This is a genomic window from Microbispora sp. NPDC049633 (genome assembly GCF_040675265.1).
Lineage (GTDB): Bacteria > Actinomycetota > Actinomycetes > Streptosporangiales > Streptosporangiaceae > Microbispora > Microbispora maris.
On the sequence record NZ_JBFAOO010000041.1, the window covers coordinates 16,500 to 35,485 of the forward strand.

At 70.7% G+C, this 18,986-nt stretch carries 17 protein-coding genes, 1 tRNA gene and 2 pseudogenes; 10 read left to right on the plus strand and 10 right to left on the minus strand.

Annotated features, from left to right (window positions below):
• Positions 1-142 precede the first annotated feature (142 nt).
• Positions 143-1,450, plus strand: coding sequence for a deoxyguanosinetriphosphate triphosphohydrolase (locus tag AB0J39_RS13550; protein WP_363464019.1), 1,308 nt, complete (start codon positions 143-145; stop codon positions 1,448-1,450).
• A gap of 16 nt (positions 1,451-1,466) precedes the next feature.
• Here the strand turns inward: AB0J39_RS13550 and AB0J39_RS13555 are convergent, their stop codons facing one another.
• Positions 1,467-2,321 (minus strand): M23 family metallopeptidase, encoded by an 855-nt coding sequence (locus AB0J39_RS13555; RefSeq protein ID WP_363464020.1) that lies wholly within the window; start codon positions 2,319-2,321, stop codon positions 1,467-1,469.
• Positions 2,322-2,467: 146 nt separating this feature from the next.
• Between AB0J39_RS13555 and dnaG the strand changes: the two genes are divergently transcribed.
• The 4 genes from dnaG to AB0J39_RS13575 all read left to right on the plus strand — a co-directional run bounded on the left by dnaG (position 2,468) and on the right by AB0J39_RS13575 (position 7,179).
• On the plus strand, positions 2,468-4,387 hold the full coding sequence (gene dnaG, locus AB0J39_RS13560; RefSeq protein ID WP_363464021.1) for a DNA primase: 1,920 nt from the start codon (positions 2,468-2,470) through the stop codon (positions 4,385-4,387).
• A 146-nt stretch (positions 4,388-4,533) separates the two neighbouring features.
• Complete coding sequence (gene rpoD, locus AB0J39_RS13565; protein ID WP_363464063.1) at positions 4,534-5,673, plus strand: RNA polymerase sigma factor RpoD; 1,140 nt, start codon at positions 4,534-4,536, stop codon at positions 5,671-5,673.
• 152 nt (positions 5,674-5,825) lie between these two features.
• The gene (locus tag AB0J39_RS13570; RefSeq protein WP_363464022.1) at positions 5,826-6,554 is read left to right on the plus strand and encodes a glyoxalase; all 729 of its coding nucleotides are present in this window, start codon (positions 5,826-5,828) and stop codon (positions 6,552-6,554) included.
• 121 nt (positions 6,555-6,675) lie between these two features.
• Positions 6,676-7,179 carry a hypothetical protein gene (locus tag AB0J39_RS13575; protein WP_363464023.1) on the plus strand — a complete coding sequence of 168 codons (504 nt, stop codon included), beginning with the start codon at positions 6,676-6,678 and terminating at the stop codon, positions 7,177-7,179.
• A 275-nt stretch (positions 7,180-7,454) separates the two neighbouring features.
• Here the strand turns inward: AB0J39_RS13575 and AB0J39_RS13580 are convergent.
• The 4 genes and pseudogenes from AB0J39_RS13580 to AB0J39_RS13595 form a co-directional block, all read right to left on the minus strand.
• Positions 7,455-7,689: pseudogene (locus AB0J39_RS13580) on the minus strand (TSUP family transporter); the annotation flags it as partial.
• A 7-nt stretch (positions 7,690-7,696) separates the two neighbouring features.
• Positions 7,697-8,172 (minus strand): annotated as a pseudogene (locus AB0J39_RS13585) (rhodanese-like domain-containing protein); the annotation flags it as partial.
• 194 nt (positions 8,173-8,366) lie between these two features.
• Positions 8,367-8,630 carry a metal-sensitive transcriptional regulator gene (locus AB0J39_RS13590; RefSeq protein WP_363464025.1) on the minus strand — a complete coding sequence of 88 codons (264 nt, stop codon included), beginning with the start codon at positions 8,628-8,630 and terminating at the stop codon, positions 8,367-8,369.
• Positions 8,631-8,779: 149 nt separating this feature from the next.
• Complete coding sequence (locus AB0J39_RS13595) at positions 8,780-9,079, minus strand: YtxH domain-containing protein (protein WP_363464027.1); 300 nt, start codon at positions 9,077-9,079, stop codon at positions 8,780-8,782.
• 258 nt (positions 9,080-9,337) lie between these two features.
• Here AB0J39_RS13595 and AB0J39_RS13600 point away from each other — a divergent pair.
• Positions 9,338-9,410: transfer RNA gene (locus tag AB0J39_RS13600), tRNA-Asn, on the plus strand.
• A gap of 229 nt (positions 9,411-9,639) precedes the next feature.
• On the opposite strand, the gene AB0J39_RS13605 is transcribed toward AB0J39_RS13600, so the two are convergent.
• Entirely contained in the window at positions 9,640-9,990 is a 351-nt protein-coding gene (locus AB0J39_RS13605; RefSeq protein WP_363464029.1) for an MmcQ/YjbR family DNA-binding protein, read from the minus strand.
• A gap of 217 nt (positions 9,991-10,207) precedes the next feature.
• Between AB0J39_RS13605 and AB0J39_RS13610 the strand changes: the two genes are divergently transcribed.
• The 4 genes from AB0J39_RS13610 to AB0J39_RS13625 all read left to right on the plus strand — a co-directional run bounded on the left by AB0J39_RS13610 (position 10,208) and on the right by AB0J39_RS13625 (position 14,263).
• A complete protein-coding gene (locus AB0J39_RS13610) occupies positions 10,208-10,486 on the plus strand; it encodes a hypothetical protein (protein WP_363464031.1) in 279 nt (92 codons plus the stop codon).
• A 945-nt stretch (positions 10,487-11,431) separates the two neighbouring features.
• Entirely contained in the window at positions 11,432-11,971 is a 540-nt protein-coding gene (locus AB0J39_RS13615; RefSeq protein ID WP_363464032.1) for a DUF1062 domain-containing protein, read from the plus strand.
• A 301-nt stretch (positions 11,972-12,272) separates the two neighbouring features.
• Positions 12,273-13,451: a nitric oxide synthase oxygenase gene (locus AB0J39_RS13620; protein ID WP_363464034.1), complete on the plus strand. Its 1,179-nt coding sequence runs from the start codon at positions 12,273-12,275 to the stop codon at positions 13,449-13,451.
• Between the two features lie 41 nt (positions 13,452-13,492).
• Complete coding sequence (locus tag AB0J39_RS13625) at positions 13,493-14,263, plus strand: enoyl-CoA hydratase-related protein (RefSeq protein ID WP_363464064.1); 771 nt, start codon at positions 13,493-13,495, stop codon at positions 14,261-14,263.
• A gap of 15 nt (positions 14,264-14,278) precedes the next feature.
• Here the strand turns inward: AB0J39_RS13625 and galK are convergent, their stop codons facing one another.
• The 4 genes from galK to AB0J39_RS13645 form a co-directional block, all read right to left on the minus strand.
• Positions 14,279-15,400 (minus strand): galactokinase, encoded by a 1,122-nt coding sequence (galK, locus tag AB0J39_RS13630; RefSeq protein WP_363464035.1) that lies wholly within the window; start codon positions 15,398-15,400, stop codon positions 14,279-14,281.
• Positions 15,401-15,515: 115 nt separating this feature from the next.
• Complete coding sequence (locus AB0J39_RS13635) at positions 15,516-17,177, minus strand: catalase (protein ID WP_363464037.1); 1,662 nt, start codon at positions 17,175-17,177, stop codon at positions 15,516-15,518.
• A 472-nt stretch (positions 17,178-17,649) separates the two neighbouring features.
• A complete protein-coding gene (locus AB0J39_RS13640; protein WP_363464039.1) occupies positions 17,650-18,072 on the minus strand; it encodes a VOC family protein in 423 nt (140 codons plus the stop codon).
• On the minus strand, positions 18,069-18,986 hold the full coding sequence (locus AB0J39_RS13645) for a helix-turn-helix domain-containing protein (RefSeq protein ID WP_363464041.1): 918 nt from the start codon (positions 18,984-18,986) through the stop codon (positions 18,069-18,071). The genes AB0J39_RS13640 and AB0J39_RS13645 overlap by 4 nt, the downstream gene beginning before the upstream one ends.

The following is an 18,986-nucleotide window of genomic DNA, read 5'->3' on the forward strand; positions in this document are numbered from 1 at the left end:
AAAAGCCGAGTATCACTCCCGACGGCTTACCGGGCAAGAGGGCAATCTCCCATCGGACTACCGGATCTGTCGTGAAACCCGACCTTCGCGGGTACGCTCCATTCCCCGCCGCCACGGGGCTTGCCACAGGGAAGGAGGACGCATGGCCCGCTATGACGAGCACGACCAGGCGCGGTGGGTGCCGGAGCCGCCGGGCAATCCTGAGCGGAGCGCGTTCGAGCGGGACCGGGCACGTGTGCTCCACAGCGCCTCGCTGCGCAGGCTCGCCGCCAAGACGCAGGTGGTGGCCCCCGCCGACTGCACCGGCCTGCACAGCCCCCGTACGCGGCTGACCCACTCGCTGGAGTGCGCGCAGATCGGCCGGGAGATGGGCAAGGTCCTCGGCTGCGACCCCGACCTGGTGGAGACCGCCTGTCTCGCCCACGACCTCGGCCACCCCCCGTTCGGCCACAACGGGGAGGCCGCCCTCGACGAGCTGGCGGCGCCGTGCGGCGGGTTCCAGGGCAACGCGCAGAACCTGCGCCTGCTGACCCGGCTGGAGGCCAAGGTCATCACCGAGGACGGCCGCAGCGCCGGCCTCAACCTCACCCGGGCGGCGCTCGACTCGGTGTGCAAGTATCCCTGGGCCGGGTCCTCCTGCCGGATTCCCGGCGTCCCGCTCGCGGGGGAGGGCCAGCCGTACTGCGTCTACCCCGACGACCTGGCGGTCTTCCGGTGGGTGCGGGAGGGCGCGCCCGACTACGCGGTCGGTTTCGAGGCGCAGGTCATGGACTGGGCCGACGACGTGGCGTACTCGGTGCACGACCTGGAAGACGGGCTGACGTGCGGCCACGTCACGATGGCGGCGCTACGCGACCCGGAGGAGCGGCTGGAGGTGTGCCGCCTGACGAGGGAGTGGTACGCGCCCGACGCCGGCCTGGAGGAGCTGTCGGAGACCTTCGCGCGGCTGATCACCGAGCCGCTGTGGCCCGCCGCCTTCGACGCCGGGCTCGCCGACCTCGCCGCGCTCAAGCGGCTCACCAGCGCGCTCATCGGCCGGTTGTGCCGCTCCGCGCAGGACGCCACGCGCGAGGCGTACGGCCGCCGACCGGCGCCCGCCGGCCGCAGCGCCCCGGGACGGTACGACGCGGACCTGGTGGTGCCGAGGACCACCCGGCTGGAGTGCGCGCTGCTCAAGGGCGTGACGGCGCACTACGTGATGTCGCGGGAGGACCACCACGCCGTGCAGGCCCGGCAGCGGGAGATCATCGCCGAGCTGGGCGACCTCATCCTCCGGGGCGCCCCGGCGACCCTGGAGCCCGCCCTGCGGCCGCAGTTCGAGCAGGCCGCCGACGACGCGGGACGGCTGCGCGCGGTGGTCGACCAGATCGCCTCGCTCACCGACGCCTCCGCCATGGGCTGGCACCGGCGCCTGTCCGCGGCCACGCACCGCCGCCTCAGGGCCGGCTGACCGCGCCCGCGCCGTCTCAAAGCGGAATGACCACCGTGTCGTTGTCGTTGTCGTTCTTCTTCTTGGGCGGCTTGGTCTCGTCCGGGGTGGGCGTCGTGGGCTGCGGCTTGGAGGAGTTGGACGAGCTGGACGAGCACAGCTGCGTACAGGGCGGGGTGGCGCCCAGCCGCTTGCGCAGCGTCAGCATCGCCTTGCGCGGGGAGACGGTGCGGTTGCCGTCGTCCCAGGCGTCCAGGTACGGCCAGGGCGGCACGACGCCGCGGCGGACCCACCAGTACTGCGACTCGACCGGCCAGGAGATGGCGAAGCAGAGGTTGCTCGCGGTGTCGCGGGCGTTGCCCGTGTTGCCCACCCGGCCGAGCAGCTGCCCCGCCTTGACCTTGGTGCCCGGTGTGACGCCCTCCTCGACGGAGTCGAGGTGGCCGCCGAGGTACAGCACGCCGTCCTCGCCCTTGATCGTGACGAACCGGCCCTCCCGGTCGGGTCCGCGGTCGGTGGAGGGCGCCCAGGCGTTGTTGACGTTGACCTCCTGCACGACGCCGTCCACCGGCGACACGAACGCGCAGCCCTTCTTCGCCCAGATCGTGGTCTTGGGGAGCACGAGCAGCTTGCGGGAGTAGGACACCTTGCAGCCCTTGATGGGGAAGGCGTACGTGTAGGGGGACATCTTCGGCGGCGGGACCCGCACCGGCTCGTCCCCGGCCGGGGGCACGACGTGGCCGGGCTGGGAGTCGTCGGTGGCGGCCGTGATGCCGTTTCCGGGCGGCGGCGCGGGCGGCAGCGTGCTCACTCCCGCGACCCCGGCGGGCGCGCCGCAGGACGCCGCGACGAACGCGGCGCCGGCGAGGGCGGCCAGTCTCCCCGATCGCATGATCTCCACCTGGTCGACGTTATCGAACCTTTCCTTTGTAACGGACCAAGCGGAACATCACGACCTGTTCCGGAAAGTCGTGACATGTCCTCGACGTCGGCGGCGAGGCGTCCGGGCTGTCGGGGGCAGGCTCTAGACTCGCCAGCGTGGCAGGGCGAAGCGGTCGGATCAGTGACGAGGACATCGCGCTCGTGCGGGAGCGCTCGCCGATCGCCGACGTCGTCGGGGAGCACATCCAGCTCCGCAACGCGGGCGGGGGCAACCTTAAGGGGCTGTGCCCCTTCCACGACGAGAAGTCGCCCTCCTTCAACGTCACCCCGGCCCGGGGCTACTACTACTGCTTCGGCTGCGCCGAGGGCGGCGACGTCATCACGTTCGTCCGCAAGATCGAGAACCTGACGTTCACCGAGGCGGTCGAGCGGCTCGCCCAGCGCGCCGGCATCCAGCTCCGCTACGAGCAGGGCGGCTACGTGCCGGGGCGCGAGCAGGGCGAGCGGCTGCGGCTGATCGAGGCGCACCGCGCCGCCGCCGAGTTCTACGCCGAGCGGCTGTCCGGCCCCGAGGCGGCGCCCGGGCGGCGCTTCCTGTCGGAGCGCGGCTTCGAGCGGGCCGACGCCGAGCACTTCGGGGTCGGCTACGCGCCCAACGAGTGGGAGGCGCTGTCGCGGCACCTGATGGCCCGCGGGTTCACCTCCCAGGAGCTCATCAAGGGCGGTCTGGCCCGCGAGGGCAGGCGCGGCCCCGTCGACCGGTTCCGCGGGCGGCTCGTCTGGCCGATCCGCGACATCACCGGAGACGTCATCGGGTTCGGCGCGCGCAAGCTGCTCGACTCCGACGACGGCCCCAAATACCTGAACACCCCCGAGAGCCCGATCTACCACAAGAGCTCGGTGCTGTACGGCGTGGACCTCGCCAAGCGGGAGATCGCCAAGCGGTCCCAGGCCGTGATCGTGGAGGGCTACACCGACGTCATGGCCTGCCATCTGGCCGGGGTGCCGACCGCGGTGGCCACCTGCGGCACCTCCTTCGGCGAGGACCACATCAAGGTGCTGCGCCGGCTGCTGCTCGACCAGGCCGAGTTCCGGGGTGAGGTGATCTTCACCTTCGACGGCGACTCGGCGGGTCAGAAGGCCGCCCTGCGCGCGTTCGCCGACGAGCAGAAGTTCGTCACGCAGACCTTCGTCGCCGTGCAGCCCGACGGCCTCGACCCCTGCGACCTGCGGGTAAAGCAGGGCGACGCCGCTGTGCGCGACCTGATCGCCGGCCGCGAGCCGCTGTTCGCCTTCGCGATCCGCAGCACCCTGTCCCGCTACGACCTGAACACCAACGAGGGCCGCCTGGCCGCGCTCGACGCGGCCGCGCCCGTCGTGGCCTCGATCAAGGACCCGGGGCTGCGCAAGACCTACGTGGTGGACCTCGACCGCTGGCTCGGCTTCATGGACGAGGGCTTCGTCATCCAGCGCGTCCAGCAGGTCGTGGGGCGGACGCAGGACGGCGCGCACGCTCCCGGGCGCAGGCAGGCGGGCCGTACGGCGGCGCAGGAACGGCCCGCGCCCGTGCGGCAGGAGCCCCTGGACCCCGCCGTCCGCCTGGAGGCGGAGGCGCTCAAGCTCGCCGTGCAGCGGCCCGCGCTGCTCGGGCCGGAGTTCGACGCGCTCGGCGCGGCGACCTTCACCCTGCCCGAGCATGTGGCCCTGTACGAGCTGGTCATGGCGGCGGGGGGGACCGTCGCCGGAGGACCGGGCGGGCGCGAGTGGGTCGACCGGCTGCTGGAGCAGGCCGACGCCGGGGCGCCGGACGCCGCCGGCCTCGACCTGAGGTCGCTCGTCACCCGGTTCGCGGTCGAGGCCGTGCGCGCCGACGTCAACGTCGAGGATCGGTACGGCGCGGCCGTCCTGGCGAAGATCCAGGAGGTCGCGGTGGGCCGGGCCGTCGCCCAGGTGAAGTCGCGGCTGCAACGGCTCAACCCGGTCGAGGAGCAGCAGGAGTACAACCGGCTGTTCGGCGAACTCGTCGCGCTGGAACAGCAGCGACGGGTGTTGCGAGAACGCGCGAGTGGGGCCTGAATAAACGTCCCTTTCCAGTTCTCACAGCCGTCAAACACAAATTTTGATCTCGATTCGGTATTGACTTCCGCCTTACCTTGGGTGACAAAAATAGGCCTGCCATTTAGTGGTGCCTTTCCTGCACACTGTGTTGCGTGGGTGCATCGGTGCTGCCAAGCAGGCCGCCATCGGTAGACCAGGTGGCGGACCTCGTCGCGAAGGGAAGGGAACGCGGGAGCGTCACGGTTGACGACGTGGCCGCCGCGCTCGACCGATCCGAGTTGCCCGCCGACGCGCTGGAACGCGTCGTGCGGATGCTCGCCGAGAACGGAGTTGAGGTCCTCGAGCCGCAGAGCGACGAGGAACCCGGCAAGCCGGACGAGGAGGATATCGGCAAACGCGCTCCGACCAGCGACCTGGTCCGGATCTACCTCCGGGAGATCGGCAGGGTTCCGCTGCTCACCGCCGAAGAGGAGGTGGAGCTGGCCAAGGCCATCGAAGCGGGCCTGTTCGCGGAGGACAAGCTCTGCGAGAGTCACGCCGCCAGGTTCGCCCAGCCGGAGCTGGAGGACCTGGTCTGGGAGGGCGTCCGCGCCAAGCAGCGGCTCATCGAGGCCAACCTCAGGCTCGTGGTCTCCATCGCCAAGCGCTATGTGGGCCGCGGAATGCTGTTCCTGGATCTCATTCAGGAGGGCAATCTCGGTCTCATCCGCGCGGTCGAGAAATTCGACTACACCAAGGGATACAAGTTCTCGACCTACGCCACGTGGTGGATTCGCCAGGCGATCACCCGGGCGATCGCCGACCAGGCGAGAACGATCCGGATTCCCGTGCACATGGTCGAGACGATCAATAAATTGGTCCGGGTGCAGCGGCAGCTCCACCAGGATCTCGGCCGGGAGCCTGCGCCCGAGGAGATCGCCGCCGAGATGGACCTGCCCATCGACCGTGTGGTGGAGATCCAGCGCATCGCGCAGGAGCCGGTCTCGCTCCAGGCGCCGATCGGCGAGGAGGACTCCGACCTCGGCGACTTCATCGAGGACGCCGACGCGGTGGTGCCGATGGAGGCCGCGGCCTTCATCATGCTGCAGGACCAGCTCGACGACATCCTGGCCACGCTGTCGGAGCGCGAGCAGCGGATCATCCAGCTCCGGTTCGGCCTCTCCGACGGTCACCCCCGCACGCTGGAGGAGGTCGGCAGGGAGTTCGGCGTGACGCGTGAGCGCATCCGCCAGATCGAGTCCAAGACGCTGGCCAAGCTGCGCCACCCCACCCGGGCCCAGATGCTCCGGGACTACCTGGACTGACGCTTCTCGGACGCGGACGAGCGCCTTCCGGCTCACGGGAGGCGCTCGTCGCGTTCCGGGCCGCCGGCGTGAAGCGAGGACTTTGGAGCGATCCATATGCGAGCCGCGCCGAGGGCTGCGACCATCGCCGGGCGATCGGAAAGGTGGATGACATGAGTGAGCCCGCGGTCCGGCCGAACGAGACGACGGTGCCGTTGCTGCCGTGCGCGTCGCCGGAGGAGACCCTGGCGTTCTACGAGGCGCTGGGATTCGAGGCGACCTACAAACAGACCAAGCCCTATGTCTATCTGGCGCTGCGATGGAGCGGATTCCAGCTGCACTTCGGCCCGGCGCCCAAGGACCTGGATCCGGCCCGGGAGCATTCCGGAGGCTGCCTGGTCATGGTCGACGCCGTGGCGCCGTACCACGCGGAGTTCGTCGCGGCGATGCGCCGCGTCTACGGGAAGGTGCTGAGCTCCGGCCTGCCGCGGATCACCCGCTACCGGCCCGGCGCGTCCCGGTTCACCCTGATGGATCCGTCCGGGAACTCGATCATCTTCATCCAGCGCGACGAGCCGGCCGAGCTGGAGTACGGCGGTTCGAAGAAGCTGACGGGCCTGGCCAAGGCGCTCGACAACGCCCGGATACTGCGCGAGTTCAAGAACGACGACCTGCAGGCCTTCCGCGCGCTCAAGTCCGCGGTGCGCAGGCACGGCGCGGACGCCTCGCCGGTCGAGCGGGCCATCGCCCTGTGCCACCTCGTCGACCTGGCCACGGTCCTCGGTGAGCCCGCCGATCCCTGGCTCGCCGATCTGCGTGGCCTGGAGCTCACCGCCGGCGACAGGCGGCGTGTCGAGTCGGAACTCGGGCATCTCGCCGGAGTTCAGGAGTGGCTCCCCTGAGCGCGGAGCGGCTCCTCGCCCGGGTCCCACGGCTCCCGGGCTCGGAGCCGCACGGCAGGAGGGACGGGACCGCCGGATAGCCTCGGGGGTGTTAACGGTCGTCGTACGCTGGCGGTGCCTCTTGACTCCTCCCAAGCCCTCGCTGTCCCGCCTGTTCGGCTCCCGGCTTCCCCGTGAGGTCCGTACGGCTCTCGCGCTGGAGAGCGGCGAGCACCCGATCAGCCACGCGCGTACGCCGGAGGGTGGCCACGTCGTCGCCACCACGCGGGCGCTGCACCTGCCGGACGGGCCGCGCCTGCCGTGGCACCTCATGGACAAGGCCGTGTGGGACGAGGAGGGCGTGACGGTCACGATGACGGACGGAACCGTCCACCGGACCCTGCTGCCCGAACCGGGCAGGCTGCCGGAGACGATCCGCGAGCGGGTGACCTCGACGATCGTCGCGAGCCGTCATGTGACCATCGACGGCCGCGGGGGAGTGCGCCTCGTCGCCCGCCGGATCCCCGGCTACGACACCCCGCGCTGGGAGTTCATCTTCGACCCCGGCCTCGACGCGAAGGACCCGGGCCTGCGCGCGCACGCCGAGCAGGCGCTCGAAGAGGTACGGCGCAGCCTCGGCGTGTGAAGCCGGCGAGCCCGGGCAGGGGACTCGGCGGGGACGTCCGGCTCTGCTCCGGTGGCCTGGACAGGACACCGGAGCAGAGCGGAGCCGGCGGCGACCGGAAGAGGATCCCCACTCCGCGCTGTCCTCGACCGCCCCCGTCCGGGCCGGACGGCCGCGCACGGAACCTGCCGCGTCGCCGAGCAGGGGGTGCGTCACGTGCGATTGAGGCCCCCGACGCGCAGGGCGCCGTGGCCCAGCCGGCGTTCCTGGCACAGGAACAGATAGACGACCCCCGCCGCGACGGCGGTGGCCGCCATCATCAGCGCGAATCCGGCCAGCAGCGCCGCCGTGGGCAGGCGCGGCCCGACAAGGCCGCCGCCGTACGCTCCGGCCATCCCGGCCAGGCCGAAGGCAGCCCGGTCCGCCACCGAATGCGGCCGGCGCGGGGTGGGCGACGGCGCTGACCACGCTGGTCACGCCGACGACGAACAGGGACATGGCGATCGCGGACTTGGCCGGGACGCCCGCGACCCGCGCCGCGGTTGTACGGCAGGCGGGACAGCAGCATGCCCATGGCGCGAGTGTCGGTCAGCCCGGCGAAGACCAGCCCGCGCCGACGAAGGCGCCGGCGAAGCGCGCCCCCGGCAGCCACAGGTCGGCCACGACCGAGGCGAGCACGATGCCGCCCGCGACCATGCGGACCTGACGTTCCAGGCTCCACCGCTGTCTGCCGCGCACCACGGGGGCGCCGGAGGCGATCCAGGCGTTCATCCCGCCGGTGAGCACGACCGTGTCGGACAGTCCCGCCTCGCAGAGCTTCTTGTGCGCCTGGGTGGCCCGGCCGCCGGACTGGCAGATGAGCAGCATCCGCCCGCCGGCGTCGGCGACGATCCGCCGCAGGTGGGCGTCGACCTGGTCGAGCGGCAGGTTGATCGCGCCGCCGATGTGCGCGGTCTCGAACTCGGCGGGGGTCCGCACGTCCACGACCAGCACGTCGGGGTTTGCGGTGATCAGCGCACGGGCGGTCGCGGTGTCGATGTTCGGGGAATGCCGCCTTGGGCGCGTACGCCGGCGCGGGGATCGCCACCCGGGAACATACCCCTGGGGGTATCCATCGAATATGCGAAGGCCGGCCTTCCTCCGGGGGAGTCCATGGCGAAGGCCTGCCTGTGCGTGTGGCGGGGCTTTGTCGGTTGGGGCAGAAGGACCTAGGCGAGGGCCAAGAACAGCTTCTCCAGCTCGGCCACGCTCATCGGAGCCTCCTCGCCCCGCTCATGTGCGGCGTGACAGTGCCGCAGGCCGCTGGCGACGAGCTTGAATCCGGCCCGGTCGATCGCCTTGGAGACCGCGGCCAGCTGGGTCAGCACCTTGGTGCAGTCCTCGCCCGCCTCGATCATCGCGATCACTCCGGCGAGCTGGCCGTGCGCCCGGCGCAAACGTGTCACCGCGTCGCCGGCCATCGCCTCGTTCATCTGCGTGCCCTATTTATGCCCCCGGGGGTACCTGGGGCCAAATGGGCTTCACCCGTGGCCCCCGGCATCGTGCCGGGGGCCCGCCGCCTGCCCTCCGGGTCGTGGGCTGCTCCGGCGGCGGTCGAGGGTGTAGATCGGCCGGGGGCGGCTCAGGGGATCTGGTCGGCGCCGGCCGGCCAGCCGGTGGCCGTGCCGACCCGGTCGGTCCTGTCGGACTCCCAGGACTCCGTCTTCCTGAGGAACGGCACCTTGTCGCCCGCGAGGTCCTTGGCCTTGCCCGCCACCTTCGAGGCCTGGGCGCCGACCAGCCCCGCAGCCTCCTGCACCGTGGGGCTGTCCGCGAGCCGCTGCGCGAAGCGCTTGATCTGCTCGTAGCGCTCACGCCCGGCCCGCGTGCCGAGGACGTAGCCGACGGCCAGCCCGGTGGCGAACATCGCCTTGTATCGCATCTTCCACCTCCGCGCTCGTGTTCCCCGCCCCCCTACCCCGAGGGCCTGTCTCTATCCAACAGCAGCCGTCCCGGCCCCGCCCGGGGGCTCCCGGGGCCGTTCGGGCGCTCTTTGCCGTAGGCCGATCAAGACCCGGCGACTCGCGGACGGAATCGATGTGACAGACACCCCCCGGAGTGCGCTAATCTAGTTCCGCGCCGCAAGGAAAGCCGAAAGGCCGGAACGAGCGGAGCAGGAAGTAACAGCAGTACAGCACGATCCCGTGTAGCTCAATCGGCAGAGCAGCCGGCTGTTAACCGGCAGGTTATAGGTTCGAGTCCTATCGCGGGAGCTCATCACTCCGGAGGCCGGTGATCTCAGATCACCGGCCTCGGTCGTTTTCCAGGTCCGCACGCTGCGGCCACGGTTTGACCACAGTGCGGCCGGTGCCCCCGGAACGCCGGGGGCAGGACTCATCGGAACGTCACCCGCTCGCTCGGAGATCTCGCGGCGGCGTTCCCCGGGATCGCCCGGGGCCCGCGCCCGCCGTACGCACCGGCGGAGACCTCGCGGGTAGGCGGTTACGGCAGGAGCTCGGGCTCGTGCGCCTCGACCAGGTCCTTCGGCGCGGTCAGCAGCCACGCCTCGGTGACGAGTTCGAAGAGCTCGTCTGCCTCGATCTTGTCGAGCCGCACCACGACCCAGCCGAAGCGTCCCGCGGTGAACTGCACCTCGAAGACCTCGGGACGCTCGGACACCAGCGCGATCTGCTCCTCGATCGGCTGTTTGAGCCCGACGGTCCGGGTCTTCTCCCACAGATATCCGAAGCCCTTGCCGTCCACCTTCAGCGAGACCCACTCGCCGCCGTAGCCCTGCTCGACTTCGGGCAGCCTGGCCAGCAAGGCCAGGAACTCATCCACGCTCACGCCCATGGCTCACCTTCTACCAGTCGCCTCCGACATTCGCGCCAGCAGTCCTCCTGAAAGCCCGCGGGGAGTCGTGGCCGGCTCGGCTCATCGGCCGCGTGAGGCGCCGCCTCACGCGGCCGCGGTTGTGGGCCGGCCGGGAGCGGCCGTTCCCGTCGCCGCCGAGGAGGCGGGCGCGCGCCGTGGGTCGATGTCCATCCGCCGGACTGACCGTAGGGAGAAGGTGCCGGAGGTCCATGAGGGCGAGCGGTGGACCGAGCGCTCTGCAATCGCGCTCCAGGCGATGAGTGGCCGTATCTGGTCGAACCGCTGGTGCCGGCCGCGAGCACCGGTGGCCGGCACCATGCTGCTCCTCGCGGTAGCTGCCGCCCTGCTCGACGCCGGGCAGGAGTGTCATCACCCGTGCGTGATGAAATGGTCCGCCGCATCATGGACGGGTGATGACGAAGAGCTTTTGGCCGTGCTTCGTTCGGTCGCCTGGTTGGTTCTCAATCGTTCCTGAATGCTCTGCCGCGACCGGATGAGCTTGTGGTCGGCTCAGATTCTTTGATATCCGACCGATATCGGCCACGAGCTGCTGCTGCATTGGGCATTTGATTTGACGGAATTGGCGACCCAAGGACCGTAAACCGTGGTGTAGCTACCGCTGCTATTCTGGCAGAAGAGGACGACCCGTGTCTGAGTCACTCCTGTACCGCTGCACAGCGCCCAGCCAGTGCCGCCGACAGTGCCGATCTGCGCGCTAGTGCTGCAGGTCGGTGCCGCCTGGGCGGGAGCGGCCGGTGACATCAGAGTCGTCCCGGCGGCGATCGCGGCCACCGCGGCCGCCGAAACGCCGAACTTCTTGATACGACCCATTGATTATCCCCTTCGGTGCCGATGGTGACTTCTCGATGGTAGTCACAGCTTTGGTGGATATCCATAGGGGATTGTCTGCGATTTGCGTGAGCGGTTTACGGGCCGGCCGCAGGATCCGGATTGAAAGTCCGGAATGGGAAACAGCCTGTCGGTGCGTGTTTGAAAAGATGAATTGGAAGGCGGCGCGAGGGCTGTCGCCTGCCGGCGGGTGGTGGTGTGGGAGGACTGCCGGGAGCGTCCGCGCCGTCTCGGCCCCGGCTTGTGGCTGCCCGATGAAGGGCGTCGACGATGCGGAGCACGGCCAAAGGGGCAACCCAAGCGACAGGGACCATCGCTGCCGAAAACCGCTTGAGCCCTTCTTCCGCGTGCCCGTAGGGTGCCTGCGATCCCGACGCAGTGAGGACAGAGGACAAAACCGCGTGACCCCGCCTGCTCTTTGACCTGACACCTTCTTCCGCTCATCTTCAAGCCGGCCCTGTCGTCGGCTCTGCCGGGCTGCCCGTAGGCGCCCGGTCATGCGGCGTCTGAGGCCGCGCGCAATCGGCCTCGTGTCAGGTCTAGAGAGATCATGTCTTCACAACCTCATACCGTGCTGCCCTGGGTCGTCCGCCGGACCAGGCTGCCTCTGCTGTCGTCGCGGTGCCCGGACTGCCGGTCGGAGTCGGCCACCACCGGCGAGGGCAGGTTCCGGGTCAACGCCAACGGCAAGCTGCTGGACGTGTGGCTGCTGGTCTGCTGCGTGTCCTGCGGCCGGACGAGCAAGCTCAGCGTGTACGAGCGGGCGCCGGTCAGGTCCTTCGATCCGGCCGAGCTCGACGGCTACCACGCCAACGATCCGGAACTGGTGGCGTCCACGCTGCTGGATCCGCTGTTCGCCCGGCGCAACCGCTTCGGTCTGGACTGGACGGGGGCCTGGAGACTGGACACTCCGCCGGCATGGCTCGACGAGCCGTGGCCGGTCCGGGTGGAGGTCGTCTTCGACGATCCCGTGCCGGTGCGCCCGGAGCGGCTCATCGCGCAAGGGCTCGGTTTCAGCAGGAACGAGGTGCTGCGGCGAGTCAAGTGCGACATTCCGCTGCGCCGTACGACGAGGGCCGGGTTCACCTTCACCGTCATGGCCGGGGACTGACGGGGAGGTGGCGGCAGTGCGATCCCCGCAGGAATCCGTGTGAGACACGCCTCGCCCCAGGGGTGGCTCCAGATCTCCGGCGCCCCGAGCGGGCCCCCTCAATGGAGTGGGCCGGGCTCGGGCGCTGGAGATCCGGAACCGTCGGTGTATGGATTTGGCGGACAAATCCGGGGACTTCGCGGAAAATGTGGAGCGCTGCGGCCGTACCGGTCGCGGCTGCCGCGGACCACGGACGGCGCAGTGGGGTGAGGGCCACTGCGGGAGGGTGTCACCGCCGGCCCGGAACCGGCGCGGGGCGCCCGTGAGCGCGAAGTGTGTGGCGGTCGTGCTGACTTGGCGTAAATCGAGGAAGAGCCCCGCGCCCGTACGGGAACGCGGGGAGGAGGTCGACAGACGGGAGGCGGAGGACTTCATCCGGCTCCACCACGCGGAGAACCCGGTGGCGGGCACTGTGACGGGCACTGTGGCGGGCACGGTGGAGCAGCGGCTCCGGGAGGTCTTCGCGGAGATCGAGCAGACGGGGACCTACACGCACACCACGAGCGAGCTGACCTTCGGCGCGCGGGTGGCGTGGCGCAACAGCAACAGATGCATCGGGCGCCTCTACTGGCGGTCGCTGCAGGTCCGTGACCGGCGGCACGTGGACACCGCGGACGGCGTGGCCGAGGAGTGCGTCGAGCACCTCAGGGCGGCCACGGGGAAGGGCAGGATCCGTCCCACCATCACGGTGTGCGCCCCCGACCGGCCGGGGGAGCGGGCGCCGCGGATTCTCAACGACCAGCTCATCCGTTACGCCGGATACGTCCGCGAGGACGGCTCGGTGCTCGGCGATCCGGCCAACGCGGGGATCACCATGCGGGCCCTGCGCATGGGCTGGCGCGGGGACGGCACGAGGTTCGACGTCCTGCCGCTGGTGGTGGAGGCCAAGGGCGCCCTGGTCCTGCGGGAGGTGCCGCGGGACGCGGTCCTGGAGGTGCCGCTCCGGCATCCCGCCTTCCCGTGGTTCGCCGATCTGGGGCTCAGGTGGCACGCCGTGCCGGCGATCGCGAACATGTCGCTGGAGATCGGCGGCGTCTCCTACCCGTGCGCGCCGTTCAACGGCTGGTACATGGGCACCGAGATCGGCGCGCGCAACCTGGCCGACCGGGACCGCTACGACCAGCTCCCGGTGGTCGCCGAGCAGCTGGGCCTCGACACCTCCCACGACCGGACGCTCTGGCGCGACCAGGCCCTGGTGGAGCTCAACGTCGCCGTGCTGCACTCCTTCACGGAGGACGGTGTCACGATCACCGACCACCACACCGAGGCGCGGCGGTTCATGACCCATCTGGAGCGGGAGGAGCGCAGCGGGCGCGTCTGCCCCGCCGACTGGTCCTGGATCGTGCCGCCCCTGTCCGGCGCCGCGACGCCGGTCTTCCACCGCTACTACGACGACGTACGGCTCACGCCGGCATACGTCCACCGCCCTCCGCTGGTGTAGAACCGTGTAGAACTATGTTCGGGCGAAGGAGGGGTGTGGCGATGGTGGTGCTGTCCGAGGACGACGGCGGTGTGCGGATCCTGACGTTCAACCGGCCCGAACGGCTGAACGCCTGGACCGCCGAGATGGGACGGCGCTACTTCGATCTGCTGGAGGAGGCCGACCGCGACCCGTCCGTACGGGCGGTCGTGGTGACCGGCGCGGGGAAGGGCTTCTGCGCCGGGGCCGACTTCGCCGACCTGACGGCCCTGCAGGCGGGGACCTACGCCGACGAGCAGGACCCCCGGCCGAACACGTTTCCCACCACCCTGCGGACGCCGGTCGTCGCCGCGGTCAACGGCGCGTGCGCCGGTCTGGGGATGGTCCACGCGCTCGTGTGCGACGTGGTCGTCACCGCCGAGGACGCCAAGTGGACGACCGCGTTCTCCCGGCGCGGGCTCGTCGCCGAGTACGGCCTGGGCTGGATCCTGCCCCGGCTGGCCGGCCAGGCGCGGGCGATGGACCTGCTGCTGTCCGGCCGGGTCTTCACCGGCGGGGAGGCGTGCGCCATGGGCCTGGCCGTGCGGGCGGTGCCGGGGGAGCGGCTGCTCGCCGAGGCCGTGGCGTACGCCAAGGAGCTGGCCACCCAGTGCTCGCCCGCGTCGATGGCCGTGATCAAGCGGCAGATCTGGGGCGGCTGGCAGTCGGGGCTCGGCGAGGCCAGGGACGAGGCCGTACGGCTGATGATGGAGTCGTTCCGGCGGCCGGACTTCGCCGAGGGAGTGGCGAGCTTCCTCGAACGCCGGCCGCCGGACTTCCCGCCTCTTGGGTGATACCTCAGCGGACTTCTAGTGGAGGCGGTGCGCGCCCGCGGCGGGGGTGGCCGGCAGGAATGTGGGCGCAGCCCAGCCGCGCTCGGCGTAGGCCTGCTCCACGGTGGTGCGGACCCGGTCCACCCGGTCGTCGGCGACGAGCGCGATGGCCGAGCCGCCGAAGCCGCCGCCGGTCATCCGCGCTCCCCGCGCGCCGCCCTTGACCGCGGCCTCGACGGCCACGTCCAGTTCCGGGCAGGAGACCTGGTACTGGTCCCGCAGAGACAGGTGCGAGGCGTTCAGCAGGGCGCCGATCTCCGGTACGGCTTTCGCCCGCAGCAGCCCGATGACGGCCTCGACCCGGTGGTTCTCGGTGACGACGTGCTGGGTGCGCGCCCGCTCGTCGCCGCTGAGCCTCGACAGGGCCGCGGCGAGGTCGGTGACGTCCCGCAGCGACGGGACGCCGAGGCGCTTGGCCGCGTTCTCGCAGTCCTGGCGCCGCCTGGCGTACTGCCCGTCGGCCAGCTCGTGGTGGACGCCGGTGTTGATGATGAGGATCTGCAACCCGTACGCCGACAGGTCGAACGGCACGGCGCGACCGGCCAGCGAGCGGCAGTCGAGGAACAGCGCGTGCCCCTCTCGGCTCAGTGCCGAGGCCGCCTGGTCCATGATCCCGCAGGGCATGCCGACGAACTCGTTCTCGGCCTTCTGGCACAGCCTGGCCAGCTCCATCGGCTCCAGGCCCAGGCCGTACAGGTCGTTCAGGGCGAGCCCGACCGAGACCTCCAGCGCGGCGCTGGAGGACAGCCCGGCGCCCTTGGGCACGTCGCCGTCGATCACGATGTCGGCGCCGCGCACCGGGAGCCCGGCGCCGCGCATCACCGCGACGACGCCGGTGGGGTAGCGGGCCCAGCCCTCGGCCCGGTCGAGGTCCTCCAGCACCTGCTCCTCGCCGGGCGCCTGGAGGGAGGCGATCCGCACCGTGCGGTCGTCGCGCGGGCTGACGGCGGCCGTCACGCCCCACGGCACCGCGAACGGCAGGACGAAGCCGTCGTTGTAGTCGGTGTGCTCGCCGATCAGGTTGACCCTGCCGGGCGCGTGCCAGACTCCGGCGGGTTCGCCGCCGTACGCCTGCCGGAAAGCATCAACAACGCGCATAGTCGCACACTCCTCAACATCGCAGCCTCCCCGTAGGGTAGCGGCCCCGCGCCGCGGACGTGCCGGGGCCCGGCCCGGGTAGCCCGGGCCGGGCCCTGGTCCGACCACGCCGATCTCACATGGCGGGTACGGTGGCGCGCTCGTCAGGGACGCAGTGCGTCATCTTCAGGCCCGAGACGTCGCGCGGGCCGTTCTTGCCGAGGTTGGCCAGGCGCTCCTTGTCCTCCTCCGTCAGGTCCTGGCTCGCCAGCGGCTCCAGGTGCTTGACGTCGTCGGGCGTGATGCCGAGCCCCTCGCCGACGCGCAGCCCGAGGTCGTCCTCGACCAGCAGCAGGTGCCAGACCATGCGCTCCTGGATGGGCCGGTCGCACTGCGACAGCATGGTGGTCATGTTCTCCACCAGGTCGTCGCGCTCCCACTGCTCCATGAGCAGGTAGCGCTGGCCGGCCTGCTTGTAGTCGTTGGTCCGCGGAATCCGCTTGCGGGTGAGCCTGCCGACGATCTCCGGGCCCTGCTCGTCGTGCGTCGGGAACTGCCCCTCCCGCAGCCCGCCGTTGATCGACGGCTCGTAGTTGACGTGCGGGTTCTCGCCTCCCCGGTCCTGGTGGTAGGTCATGAGGCCGTCGCGCTGGTTGGTGCGCACGTTGGCGTTCTTGGCCTGGTTGACCGGCAGCTGCAGGTAGTTCGGCCCGACGCGGTAGCGCTGGGTGTCGCTGTAGGAGAACGTCCTGCCCACCAGCATCTTGTCGTCGGAGAAGTCCAGCCCGTCGACGAGGACGCCGGTGCCGAAGGAGATCTGCTCGTTCTCCGCGAAGTTGTTGCGTACGGTCCGGTCGAGGACCATCCGCCCGACCGGCTTGGCCGGGAAGAGCTCCTCGGGCCAGACCTTCGTGTCGTCCAGCGGATCGAAGTCCAGCTCGGGGTGGTCGTCGTCGCTCATCATCTGGACGAGCAGCTCCCACTCCGGGTAGTCGCCGCGCTGGATGGCCTCGTACAGGTCCTTGGTCGCGTGCCCGAGCTCGTGGGCCTGGATGCGGGCGGCGTCCTCGGCCGTCATGCTCCTGACCCCCTGCTTGGGCATCCAGTGGTACTTCACCAGCACGGTGTCGCCCTGCGCGTTCACCCACTTGTAGGTGTTGACCCCGAAGCCCTGCATGTGCCGGTAGTCCGCCGGGATGCCGCGCGGGCTGAACAGGTTGACGAGCATGTGCATGCTCTCGGGCGACTGCGACATGAAGTCGAAGATCCGGTTCGGCTCCTGCCGGAACGTCACCGGGTCCGGCTTGAGGGCGTGGATCACGTCCGGGAACTTGATGGCATCGCGGATGAAGAACACCGCGAGGTTGTTGCCGACGAGGTCCCAGTTGCCGTCCTCGGTGTAGAACTTCACGGCGAAGCCGCGCGGGTCGCGGGCGCACTCGGACGAGTCGCGCCCTCCGATCACGGTCGAGAACCGGATTGCCAGATCGGTGCGCTTGCCGGCCTCCTGGAAGAGCTTCGCCCTGGTGAACCGGGCGATCGGCTCGTCCCCCCATTTGCCGTACGCCTCGAAGAAGCCGTAGGCGGTCGTGCCGCGAGCGTGGACCACCCGCTCGGGAATGCGCTCCCGGTCGAAGTGACTGATCTTCTCCAGGAACTGGTAGTTCTCGAGAGTGGCCGGGCCGCGCGCGCCGACCGTTCGCTGGTTCTGGTTGTCGTAGACCGGGTGCCCTTGACGGTTGGTCAGCACCGGACGCTCGTCTCCGGGCTCCGGTCCCCTGCTCGACACGTCCGTCATGGGACGGCTCCTCTCGTTATTTGATCGCGTTTGAACTGTTAGTCCACTTAAAGACCCCCTATCCGGTTTCTGCCGGGGTATGCGTCCCGGCGCCCTCAGCTGAGGAGATCCTGGAACGTCCGGAGCACGCGGGGGAGGGACCGCAGGGCGCCGTGCACGTCGTGAACTCGTTGGTCAGCAGCTCGGCCGGGCTCGCCGGGAGCGCGGCGGCGATCTGCTCCTCGGTGTGCCGCCCGTCGAAGAGCCCCTCGACGGTCCGGTCGTACGGCGGGCAGTTCGGCCCGCTCCACGGCGTACGGCCCGCTGATCGCGGCGGAGGCGGTCGCGGGAACGGAGAGCACCAGCGCGGCGCAGGGCACGGTGGCCGGCAGACGTTTGGGGAGGCAATTCGTCATGGCCGTGAACGTAGGTTCCGGCGGTGGTCGTGGCCCATCCCGCGCGCCGCCGGAACCGTGGCGAGGAGTCCCCTACCTCACCCTGTGGGGGCCGCCTTCCGCGGTTCGCCGCGGTAGGTGCCGAACGACCAGAGGTTGCCCTCCGGATCGCGGACGACGAAGTCGCGGGAGCCGTAGTCGGTGTCGTACGGCTCCTGGACGACGCGCGCCCCCGCGGCGGTCGCCCGGGCGAACAGCGCGTCCGGGTCGTCGGTCACGGCATAGGCGCCGAAGGAGCCCGGGGTGAGGGTCCACTTGTCGTCCGGGGTGTCGCGGACGCTGCCCAGCATGATCCCGCCGCCTGCCGGCCAGGAGAGCTGGGCGTGGTCGACGCGGTCGCCCTCGCCGTACACGGCGGTCTCCTCGAAGCCGAACGCCTCGACGAGGAAGGCGATCAGGGCGCGTGCGTCCCCGGCCCGCAGCGTGGGCCATACCTGAGGTGCTGGTGTGGTGTCGTTCATGCCACCGAGTCTGGCGAGCCGTCCTCGGTCCCGGCTTGGACGTTTCGGAACAGCTCGCCTCCGTGGCCGCCCTCCTCGGCCAGCCACCGGCTGGGTGGGCACCCGGCGAAGGCGCCGAACTCGCGGGCGAGATGCGCCTGGTCGTAGAACCCGCACTCGGCCGCCGCGTCGGCCAGCGTGAGCCGCCGCCCGGACACCGCCGCGTGCTGCAGCAGGCGGCGGGCCCGGTCGAACCGCACGACCCGCGCCGCCTCCTTGGGGGACAGGCCGATCTCCTCCCGGAACCGGCCGTTGAGGTGCCTGGTGCTCCAGCCCACCTCGCGGGCGAGGCCGGACACGGTGACCTGCCCGCCGGCGGCCAGCGTCCGCCGCCACGCCCGCGCCACCTCCGCCGGCTGCGCCCGCGTGGGGCGAGCGCGCCGGGACAGGACCGCGTCGAGGACCGCGAAGCGCTCGTCCCAGCCGGGCGCCTCCAGCAGGCGCTCGCGGAGCTCGGCCGCCAGCCGGCCGAGCACCTCGGCGCCGTCCAGGTCGAGCCCGGACAGCTCCCCGGCGGGCAGCCCGAGCAGGGCCCGCGCGCCGAGCGGCGTCAGCGCGAGCTGCACGCCCGACTGCCGGCCGTCGTGCGTGATCAGCGCGGGGGCGGTGTGCAGCCCGCCGACCAGGGTGTCGTACGACCCGGGCGGGGTGCGCGGGTCGGGGTGCGCCGCGACGACGAGGGGATCGTCGAGTGTGACGATCATCGTCAGGTACGGCGAGGGCAGGCCGCGATGCGTGGCCGGCGGGACTCCGGCCTCCCGGTAGGCGCTGTACCACGCGACCAGTGGACGCAGCGCCGGAGCGGGCGGCCGATGGAAGAACGTGTTCTCTTCGTGCTCACCGGCTTCCGCCGCCCGCCGATCCCGAGCCGCCAT

Bases quoted from the DNA above. Each gene is read 5' to 3' on its own strand.
- AB0J39_RS13550 (WP_363464019.1), top strand. From the start codon at position 143: ATGGCCCGCTATGACGAGCACGACCAGGCGCGGTGGGTGCCGGAGCCG.
- AB0J39_RS13555 (WP_363464020.1), bottom strand. From the start codon at position 2,321: ATGCGATCGGGGAGACTGGCCGCCCTCGCCGGCGCCGCGTTCGTCGCG.
- AB0J39_RS13570 (WP_363464022.1), top strand. From the start codon at position 5,826: ATGAGTGAGCCCGCGGTCCGGCCGAACGAGACGACGGTGCCGTTGCTG.
- AB0J39_RS13590 (WP_363464025.1), bottom strand. From the start codon at position 8,630: ATGAACGAGGCGATGGCCGGCGACGCGGTGACACGTTTGCGCCGGGCG.
- AB0J39_RS13595 (WP_363464027.1), bottom strand. From the start codon at position 9,079: ATGCGATACAAGGCGATGTTCGCCACCGGGCTGGCCGTCGGCTACGTC.
- AB0J39_RS13605 (WP_363464029.1), bottom strand. From the start codon at position 9,990: ATGGGCGTGAGCGTGGATGAGTTCCTGGCCTTGCTGGCCAGGCTGCCC.
- AB0J39_RS13625 (WP_363464064.1), top strand. From the start codon at position 13,493: ATGGTGGTGCTGTCCGAGGACGACGGCGGTGTGCGGATCCTGACGTTC.
- galK (WP_363464035.1), bottom strand. From the start codon at position 15,400: ATGCGCGTTGTTGATGCTTTCCGGCAGGCGTACGGCGGCGAACCCGCC.
- AB0J39_RS13635 (WP_363464037.1), bottom strand. From the start codon at position 17,177: ATGACGGACGTGTCGAGCAGGGGACCGGAGCCCGGAGACGAGCGTCCG.
- AB0J39_RS13640 (WP_363464039.1), bottom strand. From the start codon at position 18,072: ATGAACGACACCACACCAGCACCTCAGGTATGGCCCACGCTGCGGGCC.
- AB0J39_RS13645 (WP_363464041.1), bottom strand. From the start codon at position 18,986: ATGGCGGCTCGGGATCGGCGGGCGGCGGAAGCCGGTGAGCACGAAGAG.